The 15,282-nt window shown below is 39.8% G+C and carries 13 protein-coding genes; 1 reads left to right on the forward strand and 12 read right to left on the reverse strand.

Features of this window, described 5'->3' with window-relative positions:
* Nucleotides 1–13: 13 nt before the first annotated feature.
* The 4 genes from H5R64_RS02945 to dnaE all read right to left on the reverse strand — a co-directional run bounded on the left by H5R64_RS02945 (nt 14) and on the right by dnaE (nt 6,881).
* On the reverse strand, nt 14–892 hold the full coding sequence (locus tag H5R64_RS02945) for a tyrosine-type recombinase/integrase (protein ID WP_182581371.1): 879 nt from the start codon (nt 890–892) through the stop codon (nt 14–16).
* Complete coding sequence (locus H5R64_RS02950) at nt 876–1,772, reverse strand: CvfB family protein (protein ID WP_182581370.1); 897 nt, start codon at nt 1,770–1,772, stop codon at nt 876–878. The genes H5R64_RS02945 and H5R64_RS02950 overlap by 17 nt, the downstream gene beginning before the upstream one ends.
* Nucleotides 1,773–1,940: 168 nt before the next feature.
* Entirely contained in the window at nt 1,941–3,362 is a 1,422-nt protein-coding gene (gene pyk, locus H5R64_RS02955; RefSeq protein ID WP_182581369.1) for a pyruvate kinase, read from the reverse strand.
* Nucleotides 3,363–3,536: 174 nt separating this feature from the next.
* Complete coding sequence (dnaE, locus tag H5R64_RS02960) at nt 3,537–6,881, reverse strand: DNA polymerase III subunit alpha (protein WP_182581430.1); 3,345 nt, start codon at nt 6,879–6,881, stop codon at nt 3,537–3,539.
* A 118-nt stretch (nt 6,882–6,999) separates the two neighbouring features.
* Here dnaE and H5R64_RS02965 point away from each other — a divergent pair, with 118 nt between their 5' ends.
* Nucleotides 7,000–7,206 (forward strand): DUF2929 family protein, encoded by a 207-nt coding sequence (locus H5R64_RS02965; protein ID WP_225209518.1) that lies wholly within the window; start codon nt 7,000–7,002, stop codon nt 7,204–7,206.
* Nucleotides 7,207–7,256: 50 nt separating this feature from the next.
* Here the strand turns inward: H5R64_RS02965 and H5R64_RS02970 are convergent, their stop codons facing one another.
* From H5R64_RS02970 to rpoD, 8 genes are all read right to left on the reverse strand, one after another.
* Nucleotides 7,257–8,054 carry a metal ABC transporter permease gene (locus H5R64_RS02970; protein ID WP_182582741.1) on the reverse strand — a complete coding sequence of 266 codons (798 nt, stop codon included), beginning with the start codon at nt 8,052–8,054 and terminating at the stop codon, nt 7,257–7,259.
* Nucleotides 8,054–8,722, reverse strand: a complete 669-nt coding sequence (locus tag H5R64_RS02975; protein WP_182582743.1) for a metal ABC transporter ATP-binding protein — start codon at nt 8,720–8,722, stop codon at nt 8,054–8,056. Before H5R64_RS02975 ends, H5R64_RS02970 begins: the two co-directional genes overlap by 1 nt.
* A 1-nt stretch (nt 8,723) precedes the next feature.
* On the reverse strand, nt 8,724–9,638 hold the full coding sequence (locus tag H5R64_RS02980) for a metal ABC transporter solute-binding protein, Zn/Mn family (protein WP_182582745.1): 915 nt from the start codon (nt 9,636–9,638) through the stop codon (nt 8,724–8,726).
* 179 nt (nt 9,639–9,817) lie between these two features.
* The gene (pepT, locus tag H5R64_RS02985) at nt 9,818–11,065 is read right to left on the reverse strand and encodes a peptidase T (RefSeq protein WP_182582788.1); all 1,248 of its coding nucleotides are present in this window, start codon (nt 11,063–11,065) and stop codon (nt 9,818–9,820) included.
* Between the two features lie 2 nt (nt 11,066–11,067).
* Nucleotides 11,068–11,907, reverse strand: a complete 840-nt coding sequence (locus tag H5R64_RS02990) for a Nif3-like dinuclear metal center hexameric protein (protein ID WP_182582747.1) — start codon at nt 11,905–11,907, stop codon at nt 11,068–11,070.
* Nucleotides 11,894–12,601, reverse strand: a complete 708-nt coding sequence (locus H5R64_RS02995) for a tRNA (adenine(22)-N(1))-methyltransferase (protein ID WP_182582749.1) — start codon at nt 12,599–12,601, stop codon at nt 11,894–11,896. Before H5R64_RS02995 ends, H5R64_RS02990 begins: the two co-directional genes overlap by 14 nt.
* Before the next feature lie 112 nt (nt 12,602–12,713).
* Nucleotides 12,714–13,898 (reverse strand): aminotransferase class I/II-fold pyridoxal phosphate-dependent enzyme, encoded by a 1,185-nt coding sequence (locus H5R64_RS03000; protein ID WP_182582751.1) that lies wholly within the window; start codon nt 13,896–13,898, stop codon nt 12,714–12,716.
* Between the two features lie 241 nt (nt 13,899–14,139).
* Nucleotides 14,140–15,282, reverse strand: a complete 1,143-nt coding sequence (gene rpoD / locus H5R64_RS03005; RefSeq protein WP_182581360.1) for an RNA polymerase sigma factor RpoD — start codon at nt 15,280–15,282, stop codon at nt 14,140–14,142.

Here is a 15,282-nt window from a genome sequence, read left to right on the forward strand (position 1 = left end):
CCTCCCTGAGATTTTACGCTCGCGGATGACATTGGCGATAAACCGTCACTAATTCCTGAGAATCAAAATGAATGTATGACTCATAATTTTCTCGTCCACTTTCTCTCCCTAGAAGTGCTTGGACTACTTGCCAACTAGCACCATTATTCAATAGATCAGCAATAAAGGTATGCCGGAGAGTCTGAAGAGTAATATCTTTTTTTAACCCTGATTCCCTTACAATTCCTTTAAAGTTTTTCCATACTCCTTGCCTTGTCATCTGGTGACCACGCGCGTTTAAGAAAACATAATCACTAGAAGCAGCAGCGGTAATCTCCAGGTACTTTTTAAGCCATTCACTTGCCATTTTTCCTAAAGGAACAATTCGCTGGTGATGAGAATTACCCTGAATCTGGAGAATTTGTAAATCAAGGTGAACCTGTGAACGTTTGAGGTTAATCAATTCACTAACTAGCATTCCTGTCCCATACATTAATTCTAATAATGTTCGATCACGCAAACCATTAGTAGTTGTTGTATTCGGAATCGTAAATAGTTGTTCGATTTCATTTTGGGATAATGTAATTGGGGGCTTTTTGGGTGCTACACGCTCATGATCAACATAGTCCATCGGGTTCACCTGAATCTCATGGCGACGCAAAAGATAACGAAAGAGTTGACGAAGGCTAGAAATTGTCCTGTTAATCGTTGTGCTAGCGCGCTGTTCCTGCTTCATTTTAGCAATCAGGTTAATCACAGCGTATTGATCAACTCTTTGCCAACTCCCAATTCCGTTAGCTTCAAAAAAAGCAACACACATTTTCAAGTCATGACGATAACTTTGACATGTATTATGCGAACGACCTTTTTGGGTTACTAGATAATCAATAAATTGATCAATTGTTTCCAGCATTCTCATTCTTCTTTTCCAAGAGGATTAATTGGCCACCCTCTTCTTTTACTAATCCAGCTTTTAATAGGTGACCAATTGCCCGTTTAAATTGTCCCTTACTAATCCCAAACACCTCGCGAATCACGGTCGGATCAGTTTTATCAGTATACGGTAATCGGTGGTTTTGATTATGTTCTAACATCGCTAGAAGCATTTGAGCATCTTCACTAATTGCTTGATATGCCCGCGGCTTCAAAGAAAGATTTAATCCGCCATGAGATGAAATGCCAATCACGCGTGCCTTTACCCGTTGTCCCAGTCGTGGTTCTTGCTCCCGTTCACTTGGGTGAATATAGCCAAGATGGTAACCGTCAGTTAACACAAAAGTTCCACTCATTTTTAAACGGTAGACGGTTGCATAAGTATCATGATTCAAAAGGCGGTTATTAGAAGCAACAGAAATAGCTTGGTAAATTTGATCATCAGCAAGTTTTCCCCAAATTCGGTCTTTATCATCAACTCGCAAAGAAAGAAGAAGGCGATCACCAGGCTGGGGCCATAGGTGCTTTAAGGATGGCAAATCATCTAATGATACTGCAATATCTTTATTAGGCAAACCAATATCTACAAACACCCCTAGATCTCGCCGAACACTAACTACCGTTCCATAATCATAATGATCAACCTGAACCGTTGGAATATGTTTACATGTCATTTGGAGTTGGTGATCCTCATTTTCATAGACAAAGCCACGAACTTGACCTCCAATGTGTAAAACCTGAGGACTTTCATTTTTGGGAAGCCGGTACGTTTGCCCATTCCGGTCAGGTTGGACAAAGTAATCATTTTCATTTTCATCAATCATTACTGCTGTAACAACTTTTCCTAATGCTGAATTCATTAAATAATCCCACTTTCATTAATCCGATTTCATTAATCCGATTTCATAATTTCTAATAATTAATTTTACACGGCTCAACGTGATTTGACTAGTATTATGAAAACAAAAAAACTCCCGTGGAGATTCCACGAGAGCCTTTAATTAATTTATTGGGTCCATAAGACTTAATTAGTCAATAGTCATAACCCGCATCATGTTAGTAGCACCCTTAACACCTAAAGGTACACCGGCAACAACAATAATCTTGTCACCCTTCTTAGCAAAGCCAAGTTCTACAGCCTTCTTGGCGGCCAAGTCGAACATCTTATCAGTGTTCTTCATTTCGTCAACAACGTATGGTTGAACACCCCAGTTGATCATAAGGCCACGTTCTACCCGTTCATTAGGAGTAAGAGCGACAATATCAGCATTAGGACGATACTTAGAAATCATCTTGGCAGTGTAGCCTGAAGCAGTGTAGGCAACAATGGTGTGAATATCCAAGTCCTTAGCTGCATTAGCCACAGCTGAACCAATAGTTTCAGTAACATCTGACTTGTCCCAATCAAACTTTTCAGTTCCGAATTCCCAAAGGTGGTTTTCAGCCTTGATATCAATAGCATTCATCATTGCAACTGACTTAACAGGGTAGTCACCGTTAGCACTTTCACCAGAAAGCATAGTAGCATCTGTACCATCAAAGACAGCGTTAGCAACATCAGAAACTTCGGCACGAGTTGGACGAGGGTTTTCTTGCATTGAATCAAGCATTTGGGTAGCAGTAATAACTGGCTTACCTAATTCATTACAACGCTTGATCATGTGCTTTTGAACAATTGGCACATTTTCAGCAGGAATTTCAACACCCATGTCACCACGAGGAACCATTAAACCATCGGAAACTTCAATGATTTCTTCAAAGTTGTCGATACCTTCTTGTGATTCAATCTTAGGGAAGATTTGAACATCTTCCATATTCTTTTCCTTAAGGAGTTCACGAATATCAAGAACATCTTGAGCTTTACGAACAAATGAAGCTGAGATGTAGTTAATATTGTTGTCCAAACCGAAACGAATATCACTGCTATCCTTTTCAGTAATTCCTGGCAAGTTGATAGAAACACCAGGAGCGTTAACACCCTTCCGAGAACCAAGAACACCGTTGTTAAGGACGTGGCAAACAAGTTCCTTGTGTTCTTCATCCTTTTCATCGATCAACATGTCGATAAGACCATCGTCAAAAAGAACGTGGCCACCAACATGAGTATCGTCATAAAGGCCTGGGTAAGTAACAGCGATCTTTTCGTGGGTACCTTCAATTGAAGGATCCATAGAAATACGAACCTTGTCACCAATCTTAAAGTCGATCTTGCCTTCCTTTTCAACAGTAGTCCGGATTTCAGCACCCTTGGTATCAAGCATTAAACCAACATGCTTACCAGTAATTTCTTGAGCCTTCTTAACATTTTCCATCCGTCCCAAGTGTTCTGGGTGGTCACCGTGTGAGAAGTTAAACCGGAAAATATTTGCACCAGCATTAATCAACTTAACGATAGTATCAACATCTGTACTTGCAGGACCAAGTGTACTTACAATCTTGGTTTTCTTCATAAATGAATCTCTCCTTTGCATTTATGCATCAACTGCGGTTTGCATTTGCATACCGCATTTGCACAGCCTTATGATAGCACTTTTCAAAATCTGTGTCTGTAGTTTTTTTCGAAAAGATTTATAGAAAGCGCTATCATTCAATAAATTTCATTAAGTATTTATTTTCGAAAATTATCAAGATGGTTTTTGAAGGACCACATTTTCTTTTCCCAGAATTTGAATTAATCCCTGGTATGTTTCATCTTTCGAATTAAGCCACCATGATTGTGGTTGAATCTTTTTTTGATCAGTTTCCGGATAATAAATGATAACTGGAATCGTTCCTCGATGAACTGCCATAAATTGATAAAGCTGCCGGTGAAGCTGTTCGTTATTCTTTTGGGGTAAAATCCGCAAGAACCACCGTTCCTGAGTAGTCGGTTGCTGATGGAGCCGTTTAGGATCCCAAATTTGGTTAGCAATGATTTGAAGGCCATGGCCTTTACGTTGTTCCGTATTGCCTCTAACCATTATTACTCGATTATTTTGTAATAGCCTTTGGTAACGATCAAATTGCCGAGGAAAAATAGTCACCTTAATCTCACCAGTTTGATCAGTTCCTGATATAAATGCCATTTGACGGTGATTTTTCTTCGTATAAATCGTTCTTACATGATTAATTAGTACTAAAACTGTCGTATCCTGCCTAGGACGAAGTTGACTAGCCGATCGAACATTATATCTCCCCACTAACCCTTGATATTGGGTCACGGGATGTCCAGAAAGATAAACCCCTAAATATTCATTTTCCTTTGCTAAACGTTCTGTAAGTGGGTATTCTTGGCGAGAAGTAATGGTTGATTGCAACGCTGGATCACTTTCGAGTTCATCAGTACTTCCAAATAATTGAACTCCGGAGATTAACATTGGCAAAGCGTCAATCATCTCAGCCCGATTATAGCCTAAGCCGTCAAATGCTCCCGCATAGATTAGCGGTTCAATTAGCTCAGCTTTCTGCCACTTACTAGCCAATCGAGAAATAAAGTTTCGAATATCCTTATACGAACCATTTTGCTTGCGCTCTTGAATAATTTCACGAATTAAGTCTTGACGCAGTCCCTTAATTGCCGCTAAGCCAAAATATAATTGTTCGTTATTGAGTGAAAAATCCGCTTGGCTTTGGTTAATGCGGGGACCAACAAGTTTAACCCCAAAATGGCGAGCATCTTGAACATGTGCCTTTAATTTATCAACATTCGGTTCAGCACTCATTAACGCAGTAAAGAACTCTTTGGGATAGTTAGCTTTTAAATACGCCATCTGAAAAGCCATCTTTGAATAGGCAACTGCATGTGATCTATTAAAACCATAGTTGGCAAATTGATCAATATAATTAAATACCTGCTCTGCCAAATCTTCCGTATAGCCATTGGCTTGCGCACCACGTAAGAATTTAGCACGCATTCCTTCCATCGTTGCCTGCTTTTTTTTACTCATTGCACGACGCAACAGATCAGCTTCACCCAAACTAAACCCAGCCATCGCTGAAGCTAATTGCATAACCTGTTCCTGGTAAACTAAGATTCCATATGTTGATCCTAAAATAGGCTCTAATGAAGAATCTGGCAATTGATATTTTTCTTCTCCCCGTTTACGAGCAATAAAATGGGGAATATTTTCCAATGGTCCTGGACGATAAAGAGCATTAACAGCAACAATATCTTCAAAATCATCTGGATGAAGGTTTACAAGTACTTCCCTAATCCCCGCTGATTCAAATTGAAACACACCATCGGTTAAACCATGTTGAAAGAGAGTTAACGTCTTGGGATCGTTTAATGAAATCATAGAAAGATTAAAGTCCGGTTTTTGTTGCCGAATTAATCTTAAGGTATTATCCATAATCGACAGGTTCCGTAATCCCAGGAAGTCCATTTTTAGTAGTCCCAAGGCTTCAACTGTATCCTTGGGAAACTGCGTCATTAATAGCCCCTCACTTCCGTTCTGGAGAGGCACAATTTCATGAAGCGGGCTTTCAGATAACACTACTCCAGCCGCATGAATTGAATAATGACGCGGTAAGCCTTCAAGTTTTTGGGCAACCTTATACAGTAATCGGTATTCAGGATGATCACTAAGTAAGTTTTGCAAACGTTGTGATTCTTTTAACCCTTCCGCTAATGTGACGTGCAGCCCGCGAGGAATGACACTAGCAAGTTCATTAATTACATAACGATTCAAACCGAATACCCGACCCACATCACGAATAACCTGTTTAGCGGCAAGAGTACCAAATGTAATAATCTGAGCAACACGTTGATGTCCATATTTTTGGTGGACATATTCAAGCACTTCACCACGCCGGTTATCGGGAATGTCCAAATCAACGTCCGGCATCTGTGCTCGCTCAGGATTAAGAAAACGTTCAAATAACAAATGGTACTGTAAAGGATCAACGTCGGTAATTGCTAAAGCGTAAGCTACTAAAGAGCCTGCCGCTGAACCCCTTCCTGGATCCGTTGTTATTTTTTTCCGGTGGGCAAAGCGCATGACATCCCAAACAATCAGGAAGTAATCATCAAAGCCCATCTCATGAATCACTTTTAATTCTTTTGCCAGACGTTGTTGGTAATCACTTAGTTTCAATCCTGGAGCAATCCGTCGTTTCTTCAATCCCTCAATACATAAGTGGCGAAGGTATTCAGCCGCTGATTGTCCTTCAGGGGTATTAAATCGTGGCAAAATAGGTTGTTTAAATTCAAAGTCAAGATTACAATTTTCTGCAATTTCGACTGTCTTCGCAGCTGCCTGACTTAGTTTTTCTCTTTGATAAGCTGATAAAACATCTACCTGTGGGCGAAGGTAATGGTTGCCAGACTTCCTTGAGTTGGTTTCCACATTGTCTAACTGAACATTCGCATCAATTGCCTGGAGAACCTTAGTGGCAAACAAATCATCTGCATTTAAATATTCAACAGGACTCACTCCTACAAGAGCTAAAGAATGGTTTATCGCTAATTGACCCAACGTTGACCGTTGAATTTGATCTAATTGGGGATTAATTCCTAAAAGAAGGCTATCCTGATCCGCTGTATCACGCAAAAGCTGAATAACTGTGTCGTCAGTCTTTAGCCAACTAAAAACTGTTGATTGCGGTGGGATAATAACATAAAGTGAAGAAAGAAACGGTTTAATCTGATCAAATGATAACGGTAACTGTTCACGGTCACTTGTTTGTTGAAGAGTTGAAAGTTCCATTAGGTTCTTATAACCAGCCCTGTCCTTAGCCAAAAAGACTAATTCCAAGTTGGTCCCGTCAACATTATTTAATGTAATCGTCAATTGCAAACCAATAATTGGTTTTATTCCAACTTCTTTAGCAGCATTATAAAAATCAACAGCACCATATAAAACATTTTTATCAGTCAACGCAAGGGCCGAATAGCCACGCTCTTTAGCAGCGGCAACTAATTCCTTTATCCGGATCGGACTTCTTAATAGTGAGTAACTGCTTTTTACTTGAAGCGGTGCAAAATCCACCTTCATTCATCCCCCTTCCATTATGAAATTATAGCAAATGTTGTTAAATTATGCTGTGAAAGGCTAGCGGGATTATTTAGTAAGTGTTAAAATTATTTTAACTGAGATGGATAAGGAGATGTTCCGAGTGAAACTATTAGAAGCAAACATCGGTGGTGGTGTTATTGCTCTCATCTTAGGTGAGATCTTAGCTTACATTGATAGTCAACTAGAAACAATGACACCAGATTACCTATTGACCGGTATTTTGGCCGTTGTCTTCGGCTTAGTTGCTGCTAACTGTGTATACTTCATCACAAGAAAAGCTGATCCATCAAGAAACTAATTCTTAAAAAGAATGAAAAAAGAACCAGGAAGTCAATTCCTGGTTCTTTTTTATTCAACCCCACTCACCCTTTGTTCAATTAGAGCACTACAATAAATTATAACTTCAATTACCGCAATAAAAAAGCTAACTGGCCAATTGGTTAGATAACCAAGGAATAGTCCGAGCCAAGTTCCCAAAAGCGAAAAGAGAATCGCTAACCCAATCATCTTACCAACTCCGTGAGTAAAATATTTTGCACTAGCTGCCGGAAGAGTTAAGAGGATAAAGATTAAGAGTGAACCAACAATTTGAGCTGCAACACTCACACTCAACGCTAAAATAACCAAGAAGATAACAGAATAGAATGTAGCATTAAGTCCACTCACCCGTGCTCCGATCGCATCAAATGAGGTGAATTTAAGTTGCCGATAAGTTATCAAAATTACCATAATAACAATGATTGATAAACAAATCAGTTGCAAAACTTCACCTAAATTTATCCCTACCACACTTCCAAAAAGGATATTAGTTGCTGAGCTAGCATTTTTACTACTTAAGGAGAGGAAGAGGATTCCAAGTCCAATAAAAAGAGCCGAGACAGCGCTAGTAACTGCTTCACGACGCGATTCTTTAATGCTCATTTGACCCACAAGAATTGAACTAAGCATTGTAAAGAGGATCATCCCATTAAGGACTGGCCAACCAACAAAAACTGCAAATGCACCACCAGCAAAGCCAATTTCAGACAGTGTATGCGTTAAGAATGAAAGATTTCTGGCAACAACAAAAACACCAACGAAGCCACTAACAATAGCAATAAAAGTACTAGCAATAAAAGCATGACGCATGAAACTAAGCTCTAACATTACTTAACCCCCTTTTTCAGTTGGGAAAGCTCATTAATTGTTCCCGTTAAGTATCTATCCCCTGTCATCTGGAGGAAGCGAGTTCCATAGCGTTGAGCAAGCTCCCAGTCATGGGTTACAAACATCACACTAAGTCCCTGTTGTTGAAAACGAGTAACTAAATTTAATAGCTCAAATTTCATCTCATTATCCAAGCTGGCAGTTGACTCATCCAAAATTAACAGTCCCGGATTAGGAAGCAACGCTTGAGCCAAGTAGGCCCGCTGTTTTTCCCCCCCAGAGGCTAACCCCAGGGGACGATCAGCAATTTTTTGTAAGTTTGTCGCGCTAATTACTTGGTTTACCTGTTGTCGTTCGCCCTTTTTTAACCAAGGGAAAAAGCTATGTGAAACATTTAAAGCTATAAAGTCACGAATTGATAAGGGATATTCCCGATCAATATTCCGAAATTGAGGAACATAGCCAATCGTTATTTGTGGATTAGTAATTATTTCACCTTTTTGTGGCTTAATAAAGCCCAATATTGACCGAACAAGAGTTGTTTTTCCTACCCCATTTTCTCCGATTACTACTAAAAAATCTCCCGGATTGATCTTAAAACTTAAATCATGGATTACCTGATGGTTCCCATAAGCAACCGTTAAAGCATTAACTGTGACAATTGACATCCTACTTCTCTCCCTGCTGAATTCGTGATAATGCCCGATATTGTGAAAGCATCCACTCTTGATAAGACTTAGCACTATTAGGCTTGGTTTCCGTTACTTTTAACACCGGAACATGATTCTCACGTGCTAACTTTACCAGACCATTAACAACTTGAGCGTTAGTCTGGGAATTCTCAACAAAAAACGCGATTTCATGATTTTTAATTACAGCTTGTAATTGCTGAATATCTTGCGGTGACGGATCATTATCGTCTTCGATGGCTTTTTCAAAGTGTTGATCCATTACCTGATAACCTAACGCGCTTAATGAATAATCAAAAACTGGTTCGCTAACTGCTACTTTATTATTTGCTGGGTTAATATTTGCCTTAATTCGAGCAGTTTCTTGTTCTAATGGTTTTAGTGAATTAATATACTTCTGAGAATTTTTTCGATAATAGCTTTGGTGGGCTGGATCCAACTTTCCGTATTGAACAGCTAAGTCTTGTGCTAGTTTTTTCATCGTTGTGGGCTCATACCATAAGTGCTCATTATCTCCGGTCTGCTTACCCATTAAACGACCAACATTTACCACTTTTTGCGTATGGTGTTGAGCATCCGAATTAGTGATCTTATTTAACCACTCATCATAACCCAAACCATTTTCAATAACGACATTGGCATCCCCAACTTGTTTTGCCTGTGCCGTTCCTGGCTGGTAATCATGAGGATCAACTGATGCGTTGTCGATTAGTGATGTTACCTTACCGTATTTTCCAGCAACTTGTTGTGCAACCTCACCGTAGAAATTTAAGCCAGTAATTACCCGAATGGGCTTTTTATCGGTATTAAGTGTTTTAAAGGGAATAAATGATAACACTAAAATCACCAGTAATACACTAACTAAGCTACCTACTCCCACAAAGTATTTCTTCATTCTCTTCTCCTTTAAGAGTAATCATTATCATTAAGGACAGTTGCTATCTTACCGAACTATTCATTTGAATGCAAGTTTAAACTCGATAACAACCACTAAAGGATTTACACCAGTTAAAGTAAAAAGGAACTTCGCAAAAAGCAAAATAACTTCTGCCAAGTTCCTTTAATAAATAATTATTAATTATTCTGAGTATTTAATTCATTAATTTTAAGAAGAACATCCAATGCCTTTTCCATCGTCTGTAGGGAAACATATTCAAATCTACTATGCATGTTCTCGCCACCAGCAAATAGGTTTGGTGTTGGCAACCCCTTATAAGAAATTGTTGAACCGTCCGTTCCACCACGAACCGGGTAAATTACTGGCTTAATATTCAAATCTTCCATTGCTTTTTTGGCAATTTCCACAGATTCCATCTTTCCCTTAAGTGCATCCTTAAGGTTATAGTATTGATCATAAAGATTCATGTTGATCCGTTTGCTACCTAATTCGTTATTAAGGCCAGCGACGATCCGTTCAAGCAAGTGCTTTCGTTCTTCAAAAGCTTCCCGATCATGATCACGAATAAGGTAAACCATTCGCGCATGATCGACAGTTCCATCAAATTTATACAGGTGGAAGAATCCTTCTCGACCTTCAGTCCGTTCAGCGCGTTCATGGGCTGGCAAACTATTCTGAAGATCAATAGCTACCTGAATAGCGTTAACCATCGTTCCCTTAGCTACCCCGGTATGAACATCCTTTCCGGAAATTTCGATTTCTGCTTGAGCAGCGTTAAAGGTTTCGTATTCCAGCTCACCTAGTGGGCCACCGTCCACTGTATATGCAAAGTCAGCCCCAAAGTCTGCAACATCAAAGTGATCAGCACCGGTACCAATTTCTTCATCAGGACCTAAACCAATCTTAATTTCCCCATGCTTAACTTCCGGATGCTTCATGTAGTAGGCTGCCATCGTCATAATTTCAGCTACCCCTGACTTATCGTCAGCACCCAGTAGCGTTGAACCATCGGTGGTAATTAACGTATCTCCTTGGTAATTCTTTAGATTAGGAAATTCGGTTGTTGATAATACATACTTACCCTCTTCATCTAGCTTGAGATCACTTTTACCATCATAATCTTCAACAATCTGTGGGTTAACATGATGTGCATTAAAATCTGCTGTATCTACATGTGAAATATAACCAATTGTTGGCACTTCATAATCTAAATTACTTGGAATGGTAGCAAAAAGATAGGAGGATTGCGGGTTAATATGAACATTGATTAATCCCAATTCCTTTAGCTCAGTTGCTAATTCATTCAAAAAAGCTGTTTCTTTGGGATCGGATGGAATAGTATCCGAATCAGGGTTAGAGCGCGTTTCCGTCTTTACGTACTTTAAAAAGCGAGGCAATAAACCTTCATATTTTTCTTCTGTCATCATTAATTCTCCCCTTCATTATTCAACATAAAATTAAATGGATCAGTATTTATCCGGTTTTGAATAATCTCAAAATCCCAATTATTCTCTTTCTTCCACTTTCCAAACAGCTCAGCCAATTGCGATTCGCAAATTGCCTCGATATGGTGTCCAGGATCAATAACAGTTAAGTGATTAGCAACCATATCATGAGCAAAGTGATAGGTGACATCTCCGGTGACGTACGCATCTGCCCCCTTATCAACTGCTACGTGCCAGAAATCTTGACCAGCTCCACCAAGGACCGCTACACGATGAATTGGCTTATCCATGTCTGATGAAGCAGCAAGCCAACGGAGTCCCTTAACACCGAAGATCCGCATACAGTACTGAGCAAATTCTCTAGCATTCATTGAACCATTTAATGTTCCAATTCGGCCCATCCCAACTTTTTTTCGTGATACTGGGTCAAGGCCGGAATCTATTAAACGCTCTGTATTAGTTAACCGTAACTGACTAGCCAACCAATCATTCATCCCCCCATTTGCCGTATCTAAATTAGTGTGGGCAGCATAAACTGTGATCCCATGACTAAGTAACTGGACATACATTTCATTTTGTGGCATCCGAGTATCAAGCTTTTTTGCCGGATGAAACATCACTGGATGGTGAGCAAAGATAAAATCCACATCCTGTTCAACCGCTTCCCGCACAACTTCTGGACGTACATCCAATGTTGTCATCACCCGCTTAATTGTTTTATCAGGATTTCCTAATTGCAACCCAGGATTATCCCAATTTTCCGCTAATTTTGGACTAGCATATTGTTCAAAGCGGTGAATCAATTCATTACCTGTCGTCATTATTTAACGTCTCCTTTATTAAAGCTATGTATTCCTCCTGTTGACGTATTTTCTTAACTGGTGGTTGACTTGCATGACTCATCTGTTGAAGTACCGTCTTCTGTCGTTGCAGCTCACCGTGCCATTTTTTATCAAACACAGGAGAATGTTTCTCAAGTAAGAACGGCCCAAAAGTTAATTCGTACTTACTGTAACGAAAAGGAACAATTGATGGTTCAGCAACAATTATTTCATAAGTATGACCGTCTTCAGCAATCATCTTTTCAGCCATAATTTGGAATCGGTGGTTCATCAACCACGTTCTCAAGCGAGCCTCACCAACATTTGGTTGTAAGATCAAGCGAGCCACTCCAGTCAACTTTTCCGGGTGGGCATCCAAAATTTGAGTAATCAATGCTCCCCCCATTCCCGCAATCGTAATCGTATCAATCTGATCAGCATCTTCAATTGCAGCCAAGCCATCTGCTAGTCGTGCTTGAATAATATTAGCCAAGTTTAATTTTTGAATCTCACGAATAGCGTTTTCGTAAGGTCCCTTTACCACTTCACCCGCAACCGCATAAGCAATTCGCTTCCGCAAGGCTAATGCTGCTGGTAAGTAACCATGATCAGACCCAATATCCGCTACTCGCGCTCCTTTGGGGACAAATTCAGCTACAGTTTCTAAGCGTTGGGATAAGTTTTGCGCATCCACTATCTACCATTTCCTCTCAACATTCTTTATACATTAAGTATAGCAAATGTTTAAAAAAAGAGGAGGTTAACAACAAGTCAATCCCGACTTCATCGCTTGCCCTCCATCTTTTTTAATTTAGTTCTTTTACAAAATTGCCAATCCGATTAAGAGCTTCATGAAGATCCTCGTCTGAAGATGCGTATGAAAGACGGACATAACCTTCACCGCCAGCACCAAAAGCACTTCCTGGTGTAACACCAACCTTAGCTTGATGGGCTAATTCAGTTGCAAATTTAACATCATCCTTACCAAACGCTTCCGGGATCTTCGCAAAGATGTAAAATGCTCCTTCTGGCGTTGACATTTCAAAACCAAGCTCGCGTAAACCAGCAGTTACAAAATCACGACGTTTTTCATAGATCTTGCGGAATTCGACCGGATCATCTTGACCATTATTCAATGCTTCAATAGCTGATGCCTGAACGTTATTCGTAACAGTGGTTACAAGGAAAGCATGCATTTTACCAATACTTGCCATAATCTCTTGGGGACCAGCCACATACCCTAACCGGTAACCAGTCATTGCATGAGACTTTGACAACCCAGAAATAAAAATAGTTCGGTCAGGGATAATTGAAGCCATTGAGTAGTGATCAACTCCATAAACAAGGTCACTATAAATCTCATCTGCAATTGCATATAAGCGGTGTTTTTCAATTACTTTTGCTAACCCCTGCAAAGTCTCTTCTGGATATTCACGACCAGTTGGGTTACTTGGGTAATTCAAGAGAACTGCTCGTACACCGTGGCCCTCCTTTTGTAACACTTCTTCAAGTTTCTCTGGAGTTAAAACAAAGCCATCAGCAGAGGTATCAACCTGAATTGGGGTTGCGCCGGTCATTGCTACTAATGGGAAGTAAAGCGCAAATACTGGTGTTGGGATGATAACCTTATCACCAGTATTTAATAATGTAAAAAGGGTTGCTGCTAATGCTTCAGTTGCGCCAACCGTTACCACAACCTCATTTTCTGGATCATAATCAATCCCACGAGTTCGTTTAATATAGCCAGAGATTGCTTTCAATAATTCTGGCTTCCCCATTTGAGGTGCGTAATGAGAATCATTATCCTGAATACTTTTAATTGCTGCCTGCTTAACATGTTCAGGCGTATCCATATCGGGTTCTCCAAGGGTCAGTTTAATAATCCCGGGAATCTTGGAAACTGAACGGTCAAACGCACGAATCCCGGAAGGGGAAGTGGCTGCTAATTTATGATTAATAGTACCTGTCAGGTCTTTAGCTAATTCTGGCATAACGACGGTTCCTCCTTGTTCAAGTATACACATTATAAAGAAAATTAAGTTTAATCATTTTAAACTTAAACAATTTAAGTTTACTTTGTTTACTACCCTTAAGTCAAGATTTCTTTAATCATTTTCTTATGATTATTTAATTTAATAAGTATTGATTTAAAATAATGCAACTCTAGAATATAACTACCATGCTTGGGATTTAAACTAAAAAGAGACCCAAGCTTGGATCTCTTTTGCATAATTATTCTAAGAAGTCTTTTAATTGCTTAGAACGTGATGGGTGACGTAACTTTCGCAATGCCTTTGCTTCAATTTGCCGGATCCGTTCACGGGTAACCCCAAAGACTTTACCAACTTCTTCCAATGTCCTGGTCCGACCATCATCAAGACCAAAACGAAGACGTAACACATTTTCTTCCCGATCCGTTAACGTATCAAGAACGTTCTCCAGTTGCTTCTTCATCATTTCATAAGCAGCATGATCAGCTGGACTAGTCGCATCCTGATCTTCAATAAAATCGCCTAAGTGTGAATCATCCTCTTCCCCAATTGGCGTTTCAAGAGAAACCGGTTCTTGGGCGATCTTAAGGATATTTCTTACCTTTTCAGTTGGCATATCCATTTCGGCACCAATTTCTTCTGGTAATGGTTCACGACCAAGATCCTGGAGTAACTGCCGTTGGATCCGAATCAACTTGTTAATTGTTTCTACCATATGAACCGGAATCCGAATTGTCCGGGCCTGATCAGCAATTGCCCGAGTAATCGCTTGACGAATCCACCAAGTAGCGTAGGTTGAGAATTTAAACCCACGACGGTAATCGAACTTTTCAACAGCCTTCATCAAACCCATGTTTCCTTCTTGAATTAAGTCAAGGAACTGCATCCCCCGGCCAACATACCGTTTAGCAATGGAAACAACTAACCGCAAGTTAGCTTCAGCAAGTTCTTGTTTTGCCTCTTCATCTCCCTGCTCAATTCGTAATGCTAAGGCTACTTCTTCGTCAGCACTTAAAAGGTTAACTCGCCCTATTTCCTTTAAGTACATCCGAACAGGATCATTAATCTTCACCCCCGTTGGTGCAGAAGTATCCTTCATCGCCTTTTGGGATAATTTTTCGGTTGCCTTTAGTGCTCGAGGATCTGGATCACCATTTTCATCAACAACACTTATTCCTGAATCTTCAATGTTTTGAAGTAGGTTATCGATCCCATCAGCATTCAATTCGAATGGCTTTGCAACAAGTTCTGTTAAATCACTATACTTAATGTGCTTACGCTTTTTATAAGTACGAATTAATTTACCAACAGCGGTATCATACTTTTTTTGATCGAAGTTATCACTATTTGAAATGATGATTTCTTTCTTTTTACTTTTTGCCAT

Source organism: Limosilactobacillus fastidiosus, assembly GCF_014145505.1.
Classification (GTDB): domain Bacteria; phylum Bacillota; class Bacilli; order Lactobacillales; family Lactobacillaceae; genus Limosilactobacillus; species Limosilactobacillus fastidiosus.

Bases quoted from the DNA above. Each gene is read 5' to 3' on its own strand.
- H5R64_RS02945 (WP_182581371.1), bottom strand. From the start codon at position 892: ATGCTGGAAACAATTGATCAATTTATTGATTATCTAGTAACCCAAAAA.
- H5R64_RS02950 (WP_182581370.1), bottom strand. From the start codon at position 1,772: ATGAATTCAGCATTAGGAAAAGTTGTTACAGCAGTAATGATTGATGAA.
- pyk (WP_182581369.1), bottom strand. From the start codon at position 3,362: ATGAAGAAAACCAAGATTGTAAGTACACTTGGTCCTGCAAGTACAGAT.
- H5R64_RS02965 (WP_225209518.1), top strand. From the start codon at position 7,000: ATGTTCCGAGTGAAACTATTAGAAGCAAACATCGGTGGTGGTGTTATT.
- H5R64_RS02970 (WP_182582741.1), bottom strand. From the start codon at position 8,054: ATGTTAGAGCTTAGTTTCATGCGTCATGCTTTTATTGCTAGTACTTTT.
- H5R64_RS02975 (WP_182582743.1), bottom strand. From the start codon at position 8,722: ATGTCAATTGTCACAGTTAATGCTTTAACGGTTGCTTATGGGAACCAT.
- H5R64_RS02980 (WP_182582745.1), bottom strand. From the start codon at position 9,638: ATGAAGAAATACTTTGTGGGAGTAGGTAGCTTAGTTAGTGTATTACTG.
- pepT (WP_182582788.1), bottom strand. From the start codon at position 11,065: ATGACAGAAGAAAAATATGAAGGTTTATTGCCTCGCTTTTTAAAGTAC.
- H5R64_RS02990 (WP_182582747.1), bottom strand. From the start codon at position 11,907: ATGACGACAGGTAATGAATTGATTCACCGCTTTGAACAATATGCTAGT.
- H5R64_RS03000 (WP_182582751.1), bottom strand. From the start codon at position 13,898: ATGCCAGAATTAGCTAAAGACCTGACAGGTACTATTAATCATAAATTA.
- rpoD (WP_182581360.1), bottom strand. From the start codon at position 15,282: ATGGCAAAAAGTAAAAAGAAAGAAATCATCATTTCAAATAGTGATAAC.